Source organism: Anoxybacillus sp. EFIL, from assembly GCF_013096955.1.
In the GTDB taxonomy this organism is placed as follows: Bacteria; Bacillota; Bacilli; order Bacillales; family Anoxybacillaceae; genus Anoxybacillus; species Anoxybacillus ayderensis.
This window is the reverse complement of the sequence record NZ_SDLH01000002.1, coordinates 350,534-366,787: the sequence shown is the minus strand read 5'-3', so window position 1 is coordinate 366,787 and position 16,254 is coordinate 350,534. Positions and strand designations below refer to the sequence as shown.

General features: G+C 42.9%; 15 protein-coding genes. 3 read left to right on the top strand and 12 right to left on the bottom strand.

The window, feature by feature from the left end:
- Positions 1-15: 15 nt before the first annotated feature.
- Complete coding sequence (locus tag ES017_RS04915; protein WP_021093908.1) at positions 16-1,287, bottom strand: N-acetylmuramoyl-L-alanine amidase family protein; 1,272 nt, start codon at positions 1,285-1,287, stop codon at positions 16-18.
- Between the two features lie 131 nt (positions 1,288-1,418).
- Here ES017_RS04915 and ES017_RS04910 point away from each other — a divergent pair, with 131 nt between their 5' ends.
- The gene (locus tag ES017_RS04910; RefSeq protein WP_009361696.1) at positions 1,419-1,592 is read left to right on the top strand and encodes a hypothetical protein; all 174 of its coding nucleotides are present in this window, start codon (positions 1,419-1,421) and stop codon (positions 1,590-1,592) included.
- 189 nt (positions 1,593-1,781) lie between these two features.
- Here the strand turns inward: ES017_RS04910 and dtd are convergent, their stop codons facing one another.
- From dtd to ES017_RS04875, 7 genes are all read right to left on the bottom strand, one after another.
- Positions 1,782-2,222 carry a D-aminoacyl-tRNA deacylase gene (gene dtd / locus ES017_RS04905; RefSeq protein ID WP_021093907.1) on the bottom strand — a complete coding sequence of 147 codons (441 nt, stop codon included), beginning with the start codon at positions 2,220-2,222 and terminating at the stop codon, positions 1,782-1,784.
- A gap of 14 nt (positions 2,223-2,236) precedes the next feature.
- Positions 2,237-4,435 carry a RelA/SpoT family protein gene (locus ES017_RS04900; RefSeq protein ID WP_021093906.1) on the bottom strand — a complete coding sequence of 733 codons (2,199 nt, stop codon included), beginning with the start codon at positions 4,433-4,435 and terminating at the stop codon, positions 2,237-2,239.
- Between the two features lie 106 nt (positions 4,436-4,541).
- Positions 4,542-5,054: an adenine phosphoribosyltransferase gene (locus ES017_RS04895; RefSeq protein WP_003396235.1), complete on the bottom strand. Its 513-nt coding sequence runs from the start codon at positions 5,052-5,054 to the stop codon at positions 4,542-4,544.
- A complete protein-coding gene (gene recJ / locus ES017_RS04890) occupies positions 5,020-7,380 on the bottom strand; it encodes a single-stranded-DNA-specific exonuclease RecJ (protein WP_042534189.1) in 2,361 nt (786 codons plus the stop codon). The genes ES017_RS04895 and recJ overlap by 35 nt, the downstream gene beginning before the upstream one ends.
- 41 nt (positions 7,381-7,421) lie before the next feature.
- A complete protein-coding gene (locus ES017_RS04885; protein WP_021093904.1) occupies positions 7,422-8,324 on the bottom strand; it encodes a cation diffusion facilitator family transporter in 903 nt (300 codons plus the stop codon).
- An 83-nt stretch (positions 8,325-8,407) separates the two neighbouring features.
- Positions 8,408-10,654: a protein translocase subunit SecDF gene (secDF, locus tag ES017_RS04880; RefSeq protein ID WP_021093903.1), complete on the bottom strand. Its 2,247-nt coding sequence runs from the start codon at positions 10,652-10,654 to the stop codon at positions 8,408-8,410.
- A gap of 95 nt (positions 10,655-10,749) precedes the next feature.
- Positions 10,750-11,022, bottom strand: a complete 273-nt coding sequence (locus tag ES017_RS04875; RefSeq protein ID WP_021093902.1) for a post-transcriptional regulator — start codon at positions 11,020-11,022, stop codon at positions 10,750-10,752.
- Between the two features lie 91 nt (positions 11,023-11,113).
- Between ES017_RS04875 and spoVB the strand changes: the two genes are divergently transcribed.
- Positions 11,114-12,637, top strand: coding sequence for a stage V sporulation protein B (gene spoVB / locus ES017_RS04870; protein WP_021093901.1), 1,524 nt, complete (start codon positions 11,114-11,116; stop codon positions 12,635-12,637).
- Here the strand turns inward: spoVB and ES017_RS04865 are convergent, their stop codons facing one another.
- The gene (locus ES017_RS04865) at positions 12,638-13,291 is read right to left on the bottom strand and encodes a DUF421 domain-containing protein (protein WP_420864981.1); all 654 of its coding nucleotides are present in this window, start codon (positions 13,289-13,291) and stop codon (positions 12,638-12,640) included. It lies immediately after the preceding gene.
- Between the two features lie 84 nt (positions 13,292-13,375).
- On the opposite strand from ES017_RS04865, the gene ES017_RS04860 reads away from it, so the two are divergent.
- Positions 13,376-13,750, top strand: coding sequence for a TIGR04086 family membrane protein (locus ES017_RS04860; RefSeq protein WP_021093899.1), 375 nt, complete (start codon positions 13,376-13,378; stop codon positions 13,748-13,750).
- Between the two features lie 24 nt (positions 13,751-13,774).
- Here the strand turns inward: ES017_RS04860 and yajC are convergent, their stop codons facing one another.
- The 3 genes from yajC to queA are packed head-to-tail and all read right to left on the bottom strand — an operon-like array spanning position 13,775 to position 16,243.
- Complete coding sequence (gene yajC / locus ES017_RS04855) at positions 13,775-14,038, bottom strand: preprotein translocase subunit YajC (protein WP_009361707.1); 264 nt, start codon at positions 14,036-14,038, stop codon at positions 13,775-13,777.
- Between the two features lie 14 nt (positions 14,039-14,052).
- Complete coding sequence (gene tgt, locus ES017_RS04850; RefSeq protein ID WP_021093898.1) at positions 14,053-15,192, bottom strand: tRNA guanosine(34) transglycosylase Tgt; 1,140 nt, start codon at positions 15,190-15,192, stop codon at positions 14,053-14,055.
- 19 nt (positions 15,193-15,211) lie between these two features.
- Entirely contained in the window at positions 15,212-16,243 is a 1,032-nt protein-coding gene (queA, locus tag ES017_RS04845; RefSeq protein ID WP_021093897.1) for a tRNA preQ1(34) S-adenosylmethionine ribosyltransferase-isomerase QueA, read from the bottom strand.
- Positions 16,244-16,254 lie beyond the last annotated feature (11 nt).

The following is a 16,254-nucleotide window of genomic DNA, read 5'->3' as shown; positions in this document are numbered from 1 at the left end:
TTGTCAAGATGACCGTTATTTTCCGAAGTAGCGAACTAATCCGTTACAAATCGCCTCTGTCACGGCTTGTTGATATGTTGGCGACACAACGAACATCTCCTCACTCGGATTGCTTAAATAGCCAAGCTCTAGCAACACAGAAGGGCGGCTATTTTCACGCAACACATGATAATTTCCTAAACGAACTCCGCGTTGTTGAATGCCTGTTAATCGACTGAGGGGATCAAAAAGCGCATCCGCAAGCGAACGGTCGATTTGCTTATAGTAATATACTGTTAAACCGCTGGCGGTACGGTTTAATGCACTATCGTAATGAATGCTAACGAACGCATCGGCTTTATTTTTTCCAGCTATTTGTACTCGCTCACTTAACGATAAAAACCGATCGTTTTCGCGCGTTAAAATGACATTAGCGCCCGTTTGTTTTAGCTTTTCACTTAGCAACAATGCGGTTTGTAACGTTAACATTTTTTCGATCGTTCCATTCACACCTGTCGTACCGTAATCTTTGCCACCATGTCCGGCATCAATGACAATCGTTTTCCCTACGAGCGATTGCGGTTGAGAAGGAGACGGTTGGTTACTTACTTGAACGACCCATTCTGCTACATATCCAATTGTTTGCGCATCAACTTGAATAACGTACCATTGCCCTTCTTTACGAATGACCGAAAACTGATCGCCACGCTTTGCTTTTGCAACGACAGGCGATTGGGTAGAAGGAGCAGAACGAATATTTGTATTGTCGTATAACATTTGGACGTATGTATGTTGTTCATTATTTTGTTGATTATTTTGTTCATTTTGTTCAACATTCGCTACATATGACCGATGCACCCATCCTTCTTTTCCGTCCCAACGTACGTACACCCACTCCCCTTGGGCGATCGTTGCCATTCCTTTTTCATTGCGATTGACATATCCGATGACCGAAAAAGTCGTCCCCGGACCTTTTCGAATTCGCAAACCGTCGACTTGACAGACGACAAGTTGTTGTATTTGTTTTTTCGTTTCATTCGCTTCATTTTGTATTTGAACATATTTTCCATGCACCCAGCCAGTTCGGTTCGATGCGAGCCGAATTTGTAGCCATTCGCCTCGCTTTTGGACGACAGCATATTGCTTTCCTTTTGCTACTTTTTCTTGCACCGCAAACGTCAATCCTGGACCGGTGCGGACGTTCAATCGGTCAACAACGATGCGCACGTTCATTGCTGCTGATGCTGTTTGAACGATCAGCAACAAACAACAAAACATGAACAATGACGCGATAAGCGATTTTTTCATGTTGCAAATCCTCCTACGTTGTCAATAGTCGCTACTTTATTTCTTCATAAATAAAAAAAATCCTTCTTTGAATGGAAAGGTAGAAAAATTGGGAATAATACGAACGACATGGACACGAAAGGAGATTTGTCATGCGCCATAGTGAAAAAGGAGAGTTTATCCATTCACAATCCCCGCTTATGCACGTTGATTTTCACTCATTTATTCAAAAAGAAAACGAGCTCACATCGTTTGAACTCGCTTCTGAATTCGGGCTCACTCTTCGTGACGTACAAAAACTAAAAAAACATTTAGCGCGAGGATAAGAAAAGCGCAAAGCGCCCGCCTATCGGCGAAGAGCGCACAAGCCCCACCGAGGAGGCTGTCGCCGCCGCAGTGTGGGGCGGAGCGACTCGAGCCGATGGCGCTTGGAGCTAGACAGCTCCCCAAATCTGAAATTTTATACTTTCTTATCTTGTAAAAAAACCGAGCTCGTCCATATGCGAGCGCGGTTTTTATTTGCTTTCCACGATGAGCGTCACCGGTCCGACGTTCGTTAACGTCACATCCATCATCGCACCAAATACGCCTGTTTCCACACGAATCCCTTTTTGACGCAGTTGCTCATTCAACGCTTCATACATTTGTTTCGCATGTTCCGGTCTAGCTGCGTCCATAAAGTTTGGTCTTCTTCCTTTCCGACAGTCCCCGTACAGCGTAAATTGCGAGATGGATAAAATTGACCCACCAACATCTAAAAGCGACACGTTCATTTTTCCATGCTCATCTTCAAATATGCGCAAATGAGCAATTTTGTCTGCAACAAACGCCGCATCTTCCTCTGTATCATCATGAGTAATACCAACTAGCAACACAAGCCCAAAATCAATTTCCCCAACGACTTCGCCAGCTACTGTGACTTTTGCATCTTTTGCGCGCTGAACGACAACTCTCATTCCGACAACCCTTTCTAGTTCATTATCCGTCTCACTGAATAAATATCTGGAATTTGTTTAATGCGCTCAACAACTTTTTGTAAATGGCTTACGTTATGAATAAAAATCGTCATATGAATCGTCGCCATTTTATTTCGATGATCTGTTCTCCCAGATACAGCCGAAATATTCGTTTTCGTTTCATTTACAGCTTGCAATACTTCATTAAGCAAGCCGCGTCGATCGTAACCAGTAATTTCGATATCGACTGTATATTCTCGTTGACAATTTGCACTGCTCTCCCATTGAACAGGAATGAGCCGCTCTTTTGCTTCTTCTGCAAGTACATTCGGACAATCGGCACGATGCACGGAAACGCCACGCCCTTTTGTAATAAAACCGATAATTTCATCGCCCGGAACCGGATTGCAACAGCGCGACAAACGAATGAGCAAATTGTCCACACCTTCGACGCATACGCCAAAATCGCGCTTTTTCATCGGTGCAATCGTTTTTGCTTCTTGCAGCATGTCCGACAGGCGTTTCGCTTGCTCTTCTAAGTCGCGTTGTTTGCGCCATTTTTCTGTTAAGCGGTGAGCCACTTGAGCAGCGGTAATGCCGTTATAGCCAACAGCGGCATACATGTCTTCTTCGCTGGCGAAATTAAATTTTTCCGCAACACGTTTCGTGTTTTCTGCAGTAAGCACTTCTTTTACGTCAAAACCCATGTTGCGAATTTCTTTTTCAACGAGCTCTTTTCCTTTTTCAACATTTTCTTCGCGGCGTTGTTTTTTGAAAAATTGTCGAATTTTATTTTTTGCATGCGACGTTTGCGCAATTTTTAACCAGTCTTGACTTGGACCGTATGAATGGTTAGACGTTAAAATTTCAACAATATCTCCCGTTTGAAGCGGATGATCGAGCGGCACCATTTTTCCGTTTACTTTTGCACCGATCGTTTTATTTCCGATTTCTGAATGAATGCGATATGCAAAATCAATCGGCACCGAACCAGCTGGAAGTTCAATGACGTCGCCTTTTGGTGTAAAAACGAACACCATGTCGGAAAATAAATCCATCTTCAACGTCTCTACAAACTCTTCCGCGTTGTTCGTTTCGTTTTGCCATTCGACAATTTCACGAAACCATGATAGTTTTTCTTCAAACGTATTTGGGCGAATCGTCTTTCCTTCTTTGTATGCCCAATGGGCAGCAATTCCAAATTCCGCAATATGATGCATGTCAAACGTCCGAATTTGCACTTCAAGCGGCTCACCTTTTGGGCCGACAACCGTCGTATGAAGCGATTGATACATATTCGGCTTCGGCATGGCAATATAATCTTTAAAGCGACCTGGCATCGGCTTCCAACATGTATGAATGATGCCAAGAACCGCATAACAGTCTTTAATGCTTTCAACGATAATGCGCACAGCAAGCAAATCATAAATTTCGTTAAATTGTTTATTTTGCAAAACCATTTTTCGATAAATGCTATAAATATGCTTCGGACGTCCAGAAATTTCAGCTTCAATGCCGACTTCGTTTAACCGTTCGCGCATTTCTCGAATGACTTCTTCTAAATATTGCTCACGTTCTGCACGCTTTTTTTTCATTAAGTTGACAATCCGATAATATTGTTGTGGATTTAAATAGCGGAGCGCTGTATCTTCGAGCTCCCATTTAATTTTTGAAATTCCGAGACGATGCGCAAGCGGTGCGAAAATTTCAAGCGTCTCATTTGCGATACGGCGCTGCTTTTCTAACGGCAAATGTTTTAACGTGCGCATATTGTGCAAACGGTCCGCTAACTTAATTAAAATTACCCGTATATCTTGCGCCATTGCTAAAAACATTTTTCGATGGTTTTCCGCTTGCTGTTCTTCATGTGATTTATATTTAATTTTCCCAAGCTTCGTCACGCCATCAACGAGCATCGCTACTTCTTTGCCAAACTCTTTTTCTAAATCTTCTTTCGTCACAGCTGTATCTTCCACAACATCATGTAAAAATCCCGCCGCAATTGTTGCAGGATCCATTTCCAAATCGACTAAAATACCCGCCACTTGAATCGGATGAATAATGTACGGTTCTCCAGACTTTCGGTATTGCTCGCGATGCGCTTCTTTCGCAAACTCATATGCCCGTTCGATAAACTGTACGTCGTCTTTCGACAAATAACGGCTCGCCTTTTCAATGACTTGTTCCGCCGTTAATACTTGTTCATTTGCCATGCAATCACCTTTTTTATTTTAAACGTATTGACAATATTATCATGAAAATTTTTTTAAATGTAAAGAGCAACGATGTGAAAAAGAGGAGCGTTTTGCCCCTCCTTCCTTAAAATTGCATTAACGTTAAAATATCGTATCCTTTTAACTTCTCGCGACCTTCTAAATACGTTAATTCAATTAAAAACGCAATACCTGCGACAACGCCGCCAAGTTGTTCAACGAGCTTAATCGTTGCTTCAATCGTTCCACCTGTCGCTAATAAATCGTCTGTAATGAGAACGCGTTGCCCTGGCTTAATCGCGTCTTTATGCATCGTTAATACGTCCTTGCCGTACTCTAAGCCATATTCCACGCGAATGACTTCGCGAGGTAGTTTTCCTTCTTTCCGAACAGGAACAAATCCAACACCGAGCGCGTAAGCAACCGGGCAGCCGATAATAAATCCGCGCGCCTCTGGTCCAACGACGACATCAATTTTCTTTTCTCGTGCATAATTGACGATTTGATCCGTCGCGTATTTATATACTTCCCCTTTATCCATAATCGTTGTAATATCTTTAAATTGAATACCTGGTTTTGGGAAATCAGGAACAATCGTGACGTATTGTTTTAAATCCATTGACTTTTTCCTCCTCATACAATGAATCAAACCAACGTTTTAGTTGGGCATAAGATGAATATAAAAACATATGTTCAAGCTCTGCTTGCGCTTGTTTCAGCCGGTAAGACGGTGATTCCGTTAAATCCCGCTTTTGTACATTACGTGCTAAAGAAACGATCCCGTTTTCGACTGTAATGAAACCAAGCTCTCTAAACACTTGAATCATAAACAAAATCGTTTCTTTCGTCCATCCGCGCGAGCGAGCTAAATCGTCTGCGTAACGCCGCACATCAAACGGGCTACGCTTATGCAAAAAAGAATACAGCCACTTAAAATGTTCGCGCGTCGGCAACACGCTGAAGAAGTGACTCTCCCTTTGATAGAATAACGCATAAATGCGTTCAGGTAAACTACAACTTAATAAAACTTTAACGATTTGTTGCGACGGAGGTAAGTCAAGAAGGACGACATACTTTCCACTCACATCGATCGCCGCTTCTTGTTCGCTTTGCACATAAACAATTTCATTCGCGTATGCGGACAATTGCAACGTATCTGCAGTGTCGCGATGAAAAGCAATAAACAACCGCTTTTCTTTCGGAAGCGATGCCATGAACTTGCTCGGATGACGAATATGACGGACATCAAACAGCTGCCACTCATTGACAGCTATATCTTGAATCATTAATTGCGGTTTGCGAAAGTTATTCCATTCGTTAATAGACAGCTCTCCCACGACAGAAAGACGAGCGTTCGGTGCAATTTCATCGCCAATATGTCCAAAGCCAAATCCGATCGCTTCTAACGTTTTTCCATCTTCAACTAACAACAGCTTCAAATGACTTTGATCTGTTCCAATTTTTCGTAACGTATCAAGCTGCACACGTTCGAGAAGAACACGCGGTTTCGGATTCCCCATGCCAAACGGTGCAAGCCGATTCATTTGTTCAATTAATTCAAGTGAAACGTCCGAGATCGAACAACATACATCGACATGCGTGACAGGAACGAAATGTTCAGGAGTTAGCTGTTGCTTCGCCGCCTCGTTTAGACGGTGACGTAATTCATGTACATCATGTAAAGAAAGCGTCATCCCCGCAGCCATCGGATGTCCACCAAAATGCGGTAAAATGTCGCGGCAGTTTGACAAATTGGCAAATAAATCGAACCCCTCAATGCTGCGCGCTGATCCTTTCGCAACTCCCTTTTCTTGATCTATACTTAAAACGATCGTCGGGCGGTAAAATCGTTCCACTAATCGGGAGGCAACAATGCCAATGACGCCGACATTCCATCCTTCTTTCGCTACAACTAACACGCGGTCGTCGGCATAATGTTGTTCAACGAGTTGAATCGCTTCTTCTGTTATGTCGTTTACAAGTTGTTGACGCTCGCGATTCATCATATCAATTTGTTCAGCGAGCATGTCCGCCTCATGCACATCTGTCGTCAACAACAACTGCACAGCAGGATCGGCGCAATCGAGACGTCCGGCCGCATTAATACGTGGACCGATCATAAACGCAATCGTATCTTCTGTCACCGCCGTATGAGATACGCCACATTGTTTACAAAGCGCCTGTAAGCCGAGGCGGTTCGTTTGCCGAAATTGTTCAATGCCTAGCCGAGCAAATAAGTGATTTTCATCTTGAAGCGGAACGAGATCGGCGATCGTCCCGATCGCGACGACGTCCAGCCATTCATACGGCACGCGCCCGATAAGCGCATGGGCGAGTTTAAATGCTACACCGACGCCGGCTAAATGTTTAAACGGATAATTTGGACTAATTTTCGGATGGATCGTCGCATACGATTCAGGAAGCACAGGACCCGGTTCGTGATGATCGGTAATAATTAAATCGATGCCAAGCTGTTTTGCTACGTTCGCTTCATGCAAAGCGGAAATGCCTGTATCGACTGTAATAATTAGTGAGACACCTTGTTCTTTCGCAAGTCGAAACGCTTGTTCATTCGGACCGTATCCTTCTAAAAAGCGGTTCGGAATGTAAAAGGAAACATTCGCTCCTTTTTCCCGTAACGCACTTACCATCACGACTGTGCTACTTACCCCATCGGCATCATAATCGCCAAAAACGAGAATATGTTCACCGTTTGTAATCGCTTTCTCTATTCGCTCAACCGCTTTTTCCATATCGTTTAACAAAAATGGCGAGTGAAACGATTGCTTTTGCTCAAAAAAAGAACGAGCGGCTTCAACGGTATCGTAGCCGCGGCTGACGAGCAATGTAGCAACGAGCGGAGCTATATGTAACGCTTGCGCAATCATTTGCACTTGCTGTTCGTTTACTTGTTTCATGTTCCAGCGGGTTTTCGATGCTAACATGTCATTCACCCCTCAACCTTTTTATTATACAAAACAATAGGCTAAGGGGCAATTGATTCATCGTATGGATTAATATGCACCATCACATTATGCACTTGTGGAAATGACAATAACTTTTCTTTCACTTTTTTTCCGATATCATGCGCCTCTAAAACCGTTAAATGTGGCGACACAGCAATTTTTAAGTCAACAACAACATAATGACCATGTTGACGAGCATAAAGCGAGTCAATGCGCTTCACTTCTGAAAATGACAAAACGGCTTCGCGCAAACTCATCGTTTCTTCCTCATGCCACACGTGGTCAAGCGCATGATGAATCGATTCCGCTCCTAACTTCCACGCCATTTTTAAGACGAGAAGTGAAACAAACAATCCAGCGACAGGGTCAGCGTAAATAAGCCAATCGATGTCCGTTTTTTGTCCAACGATCGCTGCGACGATGCCGATGAGAGCTGCAAGCGACGAAAAAACGTCTGAACGATGTTCATACGCGTTCACGATAATGGCATCGCTTTTAATTTTTTTCCCTAACGCATACTTGTAGCGAAACATCGCTTCTTTCACGACGATCGATAAAATAACGGCATATACAGCAATCATTTTCGGCGGTTCAATCGGATGAAAAAATGAAGAAAAAGAAGATGTTCCAATTTCTATTCCGACGAGAAAAAGCAAAACCGCGACAATAATGGCAGCAATTGATTCGGCCTTCCCGTGTCCATACGGATGATCGTCATCCGGCGGCTGCTTCGCCGCACGCAAGCCAATCCATACGGCAAATGATCCTGCCACATCAGATGCGGAATGTACCGCATCGGCAATAAGTGCCTTACTGTTTGCGATCATTCCGATCCACCCTTTAATTACCGCCAGAATAATGTTGCCGACAACACCAACCATAGCGGCAAATTGAGCTTGTTGAAAACGCGTTTGTTCATTCACCCCATTCGCTCCCTTTCTCTTTTGTTTTTTTTAGTGTATCCTATTCACTTCACGAAAAAACGTCGCGGCATGCGCCACGACGTTTATACTTCCGGTTCTGCTTCCCACTGTTCGCGTTTTTGCTTTCCTTTTTTCAATTGTTTCGATTTCCAAATGAGCCATAATTGTGCCGCGATAAAGAGCGAAGAATATGTGCCGGAAATTAAGCCAGCAAGCAACGCAAATGAGAAATTGCGAATCGCTTCACTACCGAACAATAAAAGGGCGACAACGGTAAACACGACGGTTAATACCGTATTAATTGAACGACCAAATGTTTGTTGCAATGCTTTGTTGACGACATCTTTTAAATCATCGACCGTTTTTACTGTCCGCTTTTTCATTAAATAACGAATGCGGTCAAACGTCACGATAGTATCATTAATCGAATAACCGACGATCGTTAACACAGCGGCAATAAACGTTAAGTCGACTTCTAAACGCGTCAAACTAAAGAAAGCAATGATGAAAAACGCATCGTGCAATAGCGCAACAATGGCCGCAATCGCCATATACATCTCAAAGCGAACGGTAACGTAAATAATGATCCCGATCGACGCAATGAGTACAGAAATAAACGCATTGCGCGCTAGTTCTTTTCCGACCGTTGGCGATACCGTGCTTACGTTTGGCTCGATGCCATATTTTTCTTTAAAATGCGATTTCAACTGTGAAATTTCTTTTTGATCAAGTACGCCGAGAAAACGTACAATCGCCATCTCGTTGTTGTTGCCTGACAGAACAACATCTTTCGGCTTAAGACGTAATTCACTTAATTCTCTCTTCACTTCTTCTGTTGTGAGCGGTTTTTCACTCATTAAATCGACGCGCGTTCCGCTTGAAAAATCAATGCCTAAATTTAATTTAGCGGTCAATAATAACACGAGTCCAATAACGACCATCGCTCCTGAAATCATGAAAAATAGTTTGCTTCGTTTAACAAAATCAAGACGTGCAAATTTTGTCGGAACGTCTGTATCATCTGTTACTTTCGCAATATCTAATATATCTTTCGAATTGACGCCAAAATAATGCGGTTTTTTATCGAATAAGCGGCTCTTCACGAGCAAGCCGAGCAGAAGACGAGTACCATATACTGCTGTAATAAAGCTCGCTAAAATGCTAATGATGAGCATCGTTGCAAATCCTTTTACAGAGCTCGTCCCGTATACAAACAAAACAACGCCAGCAATGATCGTTGTAATGTTCGCGTCCAAAATCGTTCCAAAAGAACCACGATTTCCGATGCGGTACGCTGACATAAGCGATTTTCCGAGCTTTAATTCATCTTTTATTCGCTCGTATGTAATAATATTTGCATCGACTGCCATCCCAACCCCAAGAATGAGCGCAGCAATTCCCGGTAGCGTTAGCACACCGTTCATCCAATCAAAGACGAGCAAAATAAGGTAAATATATACGCTTAATGTGACGACTGCAACAATCCCAGGCAAGCGATAAAAAACGAGCATAAATAAAAAGACGAGCGCAATACCAATGATTCCTGCAAAAATCGTTTTTTGTAATGCTTGTTCCCCAAACTGTGCACCTACTGATGTTGAATAAATTTCTTTTAATTCCACAGGAAGAGCCCCTGCATTTAGTAAATCGGCTAATTGTTTCGCTTCTTCAACGGTAAAGTTTCCAACGATAGAAACGTCCGTCTGGTTGAACACTTCATTGACTTGGGCGGCCGAAATAAATTTCGGATGCTCTTTTCCTACTTCTTTTGCGTATGAGTCAACGCCTTCCTCAAAATCAAGCCAAATGACGAGCACATTATTTGGTGCCATGCTTAATACTTTTTGTGTCACTTCTTTAAATTTGTTTGCATCTTTTAATTGAATCGCAACGCTCGGTTTTCCTTTATCATCAAACGTTTGTTTCGCGCCTCCTTCAACGAGGTCGCTTCCATCCATCAATACGTTATCATGCACGTCGCGAAACGTTAATTTCGCCTCTGTAGATAAAATTTCGCGCGCTTTATTTTGATCTTTTACCCCTGCTAACTGAACGCGAATGCGATCGTTTCCTTCTACATCAATGCGCGGTTCGCTTACGCCAAGCACGTTAATGCGTTTATTTAATGCGCTTACCGTGCTAAGCAATACATCTTTCGTAATTTTTTCTCCTTCTTTTGTCGGCTTCACTTCGTATAAAATTTCAAAACCACCTTGCAAGTCTAAGCCGAGTTTAATATTTTTGACAATTTTCTCTGCTGTCGTTCCCATCATGCCGCCTAGTAAAACGACAAGAAGGAAAAAAGCAATGATGCGACTACGTTTTACCATAAAAATCCTCCTCTATTCTGGACGCTGCCAGAATTTTTACCAACAAAACAAATTATGAATGACAGTACACTTTCTGTCAATTTCCAAACGAACAATTAAAACAATTGTTCTAACTCCGAAAACCCTTCTTCCGTAAACCATCGATCGTGCTTTTGTTCCTTTGTGACAATATACGCCATATAGTCGCTTGCCCGCAATGATAAAACGTCGTTCACAAGCTCAAATAGACGCTTTTCTTCTTTGTTTTTTTTCCATTTTTTCATCATTAAACAATTCCATACGTCTTCAATCGTCGCTTGTTCATAGCCGAGCAACTTTAACTCATCCACTTTACTTTGTAACGCTGGCATTAATTGTTCGCGATCCATATTCGTCTCCCCCATTTTGTCATGCTTGGCCAACATGTGCATATATTTCATTGTATAAAAGATGACCTCATTTGAGAAGGTAGGGAGGAACATGTCCAAATTTTTGAAAGGGACGATAATTTTAATTGTTGCTGGATTGTTGACGCGCATACTTGGCTTTATTAATCGCATCGTCGTTGCTCGTCTCATCGGTGAAGAAGGGGTAGGTTTATATATGATGGCTGTGCCGACGCTCGTATTAGCGATTACAATTACGCAGTTCGGCCTCCCAGTCGCCATTTCAAAGCTCGTTGCTGAAGCGGAAGCGGTAGGCGATAAACGAAAAGTGAAAAAAATATTAGTTGTATCTTTATCTATTACCGTCGTTTTAAGTTTCATCTTTTTCCCAGCACTACTAGCCATTGCACCAATTCTTTCTAACACGTTATTTACAGATGCGCGCGTATATTATCCGCTCGTTGCGATTGCACCGGTCGTCCCGATTGTCGCTGTTTCTTCTGTCTTACGTGGCTATTTTCAAGGAAGGCAGCAAATGAAACCGTATGCGTATTCTCAATTGCTTGAACAAGCGGTACGCATTACGCTCATCGCTGCTTTTACAACCGCTTTTTTGCCTTACGGTATCGAATATGCCGCAGCGGGAGCGATGATTTCTGCCGTCGTTGGCGAGCTTGTATCTCTTATTTATTTGTTTATTACGTTTAAACGAAAAAAGCCGATTCGCATTCGATATCGTTTTTTTACGTACGTCAAACAAGGGAAAGATACGTTTGCTTCGCTGATGCGCATCGCCGTCCCAACTCTCGGAAGCCGAATGATTGGATCGATTGCATGGTTTTTTGAACCGATCGTCGTCGCACAAAGTTTAGCGCTCGCCGGCATCACTGCAACCCATGCGACAAAACAATATGGGGAGCTGACCGGATACGCACTGCCCCTTTTAATGCTTCCATCGTTTATTACATACGCGCTCGCCACTTCGCTCGTTCCAGCAATTAGCGAAGCCGCTGCCCAAAAGCAACATCGTTTAATTGAATATCGGTTACATCAAGCGGTACGGTTGTCGCTTTTCGCTGGGGGATTGTCCATTGTCGTGTTGTACGTATTAGCAGAAGAAATCATGCACCTCATGTATGGGGCTAATCAAGCAGCAATCTTTGTCAAAGTCATGGCTCCGTTTTTTATCTTTTACTACTTGCAAGGGCCGTTGCAAGCTGTATTGCAAGCGCTTGATTTAGCAAAAGAAGCGATGACAAATAGTCTCATCGGTGCCGTCGTAAAAACAGCGCTTATTTTTTGGCTCGCTTCACAACCGTCGCTCGGCATTATGGGGGCTGCGCTAGCCATTACGGTCGGCATCATGATTGTCACGTTATTACATGCTGCTACAATCGTTAAAGCGATTTCGCTTACTTTATATGTCAAACAATATGTTGCTCATTTCGTCGTTATCGTTTCTGTTGCAGCAATTGGACATATACTCGTTCCGATTTTGCCGTTTTCATTGCTTACGAAAACGATTGTTGTCATCGTCATCATGACGGTCATCTATCTCGTTCTTGCACAATCGTTTCGTTTAATTGAAAAAGATGAATTTCGCCAATTGTTTCGTTAGTTATTCATCTTTTTCATCAATATAGAACGTCCCATTTTCATATGTACAATAAGAAATATGTTCAATTCGTTCATATCCGCGCTTTTTTAGTTGCTTGATTAACCATGTGGGCGTTTGATCGATCAATGTTAAATGTTCTTCTTGAATGACACCGTCTTTAATGAGAGGCAAGGCTAAAGACGGTGTTTTCTTTTTTCCTTTTTCTTTTTCAAATACGGACAGTTTGCCAGACGGCTCTAAAATGGCAAATTCAACGTCCGCAATGTTTTTAATATTTTTTTCACGCAATTGAATAAGCAAATCATCAAAATTGTACCGTTGCTTTCGCATCGCTTTTTCATCAATTTTTCCGTTTTTAATAATGACAGTCGGGGAGCCATCAACGAGACGCCGAAACACTTCGCTTTTTAAAGAAAAAAATGCAAAAGCAATTTGGGCGATTGTCAATACAATCATCGGAACGAGCGTATGAAAAATCGGATCTTTCGGTTGCTCGATCGCAATGACCGCCATTTCCCCAATCATAATAAAAACAACTAAGTCTAAAATGCTCAACTCCCCAATTTCCCTTTTCCCCATCATGCGAAAAATAAATAAAATAGCTCCATACAACAGTAACGTTCGCAAAATAATCGTGACGTACTCCACCTTTATTCCTCCTCGTTTGTTCTACGTTTTTATTCTAAACAAATGGACAATGGAATATGTTTGTACTAAATGTAGTAAGGAGGGATAAGAATGATTCGCGCTATTTTGCACGGGGTCATAACAATTTTTATAAGCGCCATCATATGCAGTTTTATATTTGCGCTTTTATTGAAGTTGACAAGTTATGATGAAACGTCATTGCAATGGGTCATGCACGGTCTCGCATTTTTATCATTATTTTTCGGTGGGTTTATTGCAGGTGGAAAAGGGAAAGAACGCGGCTGGATGCTTGGTGGAGCAACGGGCATCATCTTTACAACTATCATTTTTTTATTTCAATTTCTCGGAATGGATCGAACGTTTTCGATTGAACAGTGGGGATACCACGTCGGTTTTCTCATCACTGCCATGATCGGTGGCATCATTGGTGTCAATGTCGCCACATCTCGTTCACGAAGCGCATAAAAATAAGACAGGCAGCAACCTGTCTTATTTTTCATTCACGACTTCACGAACGGCCGCACGGTCGTATGTAAGACGCGAACCGTCACCCGCGCGAATGACGACCGTATTTTCATCGAGCGAATCGATGATGCCGTGCAATCCGCCAATTGTAATGACTTTATCTCCTTTTTGCAAGTTCGCCTGCATTTGTTGAACAGCTTTTTGGCGTTTTTGTTGCGGGCGAATAAGCAAAAAGTAAAAAATCGCAAAGAATAAAATAAGCGGTAGTAAGCTTGCTAACGTTTCCATGTTTTCACCCCTTTCTAAAAGTTTTTTGCATTCGGTCCATGAAAGCCGTATTGTTCAAAAAACTGCTCGCGGAAATCACCGAGACGATCTTCGCGAATCGCTTGTCGAACTTGCTCCATTAATTTTATCAAAAAGTAGACGTTATGGTAAGACGTAAGACGAATACCAAACGTTTCATCACATTTAATTAAATGGCGGATGTACGCACGCGTGTAATTTCGGCACGTATAACAGTCACAGTTCGGGTCAAGCGGTGAAAAATCGCGCGCATATTTTGCGTTTTTAATGACGACGCGGCCTTCGCTTGTCATGACCGTTCCGTTGCGACCGATGCGCGTTGGCAACACGCAGTCAAACATGTCAATGCCGCGGATCGCCCCGTCAATAAGCGAATCTGGTGAACCGACACCCATTAAATAACGCGGCTTATTCGCTGGCAATAACGGCGTTGTAAATTCTAATACGCGATTCATCACATCTTTCGGCTCGCCAACAGACAAGCCGCCGACTGCGTATCCTGGAAAATCGAGCGACACTAAATCTTGCGCACTTTGTTTGCGCAAATCTTCAAACTCTCCACCTTGCACGATGCCAAATAAACCTTGCTCATTCGGTCGCTGATGTGCTTTTAAGCATCGCTCTGCCCATCGGCTTGTCCGTTCGACAGATTGCTTCATATACTCATACGTCGCAGGATACGGTGGACATTCATCAAACGCCATCATAATATCAGACCCGAGCGCATTTTGAATTTCCATCGCTTTTTCTGGCGATAAAAATAATTTATCTCCATTTAAATGATTTCGGAAATATACGCCTTCTTCTTCAATGCGACGAAACTCGCTTAAACTAAACACTTGGAACCCGCCAGAATCCGTTAAAATCCCGCGATCCCAATTCATAAATGAATGAAGACCGCCCGCTTCTTTGACGATGTCATGTCCTGGTCGAAGCCATAAATGATATGTGTTGCTTAAAATGACGCCTGCTCCCATTTCTTTTAATTCTTCAGGCGAAAGCGTCTTTACTGTCGCAAGTGTACCGACAGGCATAAACATCGGTGTTTCAAACGACCCGTGTGGCGTATGAAGAATACCGAGACGCGCCCCTGTTTGTTTACATGTTTTAATTAGTTCGTAACGAATTGGTGTCACGTATAGTCCCCTTTCTTAATTATATAATGAGCATCGCATCGCCAAAACTGAAAAATCGGTAACGCTCTTTTACCGCTTCTTCATAAGCTCGCAACACATGCTCCCGACCAGCTAGCGCGCTCACGAGCATAATGAGCGTTGACTTTGGTAAATGAAAATTTGTAATCATTCCATCAATCGCTCGAAACGTATAGCCAGGATAAATAAAAATATCCGTCCAACCGCTTTCAGCGACAAACGTACCATCGTGACGAGAGGCGATCGTTTCAAGCGTGCGTGTCGATGTCGTCCCAACGGCAATGATGCGCCCTCCTTTTGCTTTGACATCGTTTAGCAAGTTCGCTGTTTCCTCTGTCATTTGATAAAACTCGGCATGCATATCATGTTCTTCAATATTTTCTACGTTCACAGGGCGAAACGTACCTAAACCGACATGCAACGTAATAAAGGCAAGATGCACTCCTTTTTTCTTCACATCTTCAAGAAGTTGTTCTGTAAAATGTAACCCAGCCGTCGGTGCTGCAGCTGATCCAGCTTCGCGAGCATAGACGGTTTGATATCGCTCTCGGTCATCGAGCTGTTCTTTAATGTATGGCGGAAGCGGCATTTCGCCAAGCGACTCAAGTACTTCAAGAAAAATGCCATCATATGAAAACGAAAGAATGCGCCCACCGTGCTCCAGCTCAGCTACACATTCCGCGCGTAAACGTCCATCACCGAACGAAAGCGTCGTTCCGACTTTCACACGTTTAGCGGGCTTAACAAGCGTTTCCCATTGATCTCCACTAAGCTGTTTTAATAAAAGTACTTCAATGTGCGCCCCTGTTCCTTCTTTTTCCCCATACAATCGCGCTGGCAATACGCGCGTATCGTTTAAAACGAGGCAGTCCCCTTCTTTCAAGTACGATAAAATGGAACGAAACGTTGGTTCATGCGTCACTTCCCCCGTTTGTTTATGAAGTACCATCAGACGTGATGCTTCACGATTAGGCAATGGGGTTTGCGCAATGAGCTCTTCTGGTAAATAAAAATCAAACAAATCTATTTTCATATCCACACGTC

Coding starts and splice junctions, on each gene's coding strand:
- ES017_RS04915 (WP_021093908.1), bottom strand. CDS start 1,287: ATGAAAAAATCGCTTATCGCGTCATTGTTCATGTTTTGTTGTTTGTTG.
- ES017_RS04910 (WP_009361696.1), top strand. CDS start 1,419: ATGCGCCATAGTGAAAAAGGAGAGTTTATCCATTCACAATCCCCGCTT.
- dtd (WP_021093907.1), bottom strand. CDS start 2,222: ATGAGAGTTGTCGTTCAGCGCGCAAAAGATGCAAAAGTCACAGTAGCT.
- ES017_RS04900 (WP_021093906.1), bottom strand. CDS start 4,435: ATGGCAAATGAACAAGTATTAACGGCGGAACAAGTCATTGAAAAGGCG.
- ES017_RS04895 (WP_003396235.1), bottom strand. CDS start 5,054: ATGGATTTAAAACAATACGTCACGATTGTTCCTGATTTCCCAAAACCA.
- recJ (WP_042534189.1), bottom strand. CDS start 7,380: ATGTTAGCATCGAAAACCCGCTGGAACATGAAACAAGTAAACGAACAG.
- secDF (WP_021093903.1), bottom strand. CDS start 10,654: ATGGTAAAACGTAGTCGCATCATTGCTTTTTTCCTTCTTGTCGTTTTA.
- ES017_RS04875 (WP_021093902.1), bottom strand. CDS start 11,022: ATGGATCGCGAACAATTAATGCCAGCGTTACAAAGTAAAGTGGATGAG.
- spoVB (WP_021093901.1), top strand. CDS start 11,114: ATGTCCAAATTTTTGAAAGGGACGATAATTTTAATTGTTGCTGGATTG.
- ES017_RS04860 (WP_021093899.1), top strand. CDS start 13,376: ATGATTCGCGCTATTTTGCACGGGGTCATAACAATTTTTATAAGCGCC.
- yajC (WP_009361707.1), bottom strand. CDS start 14,038: ATGGAAACGTTAGCAAGCTTACTACCGCTTATTTTATTCTTTGCGATT.
- queA (WP_021093897.1), bottom strand. CDS start 16,243: ATGAAAATAGATTTGTTTGATTTTTATTTACCAGAAGAGCTCATTGCG.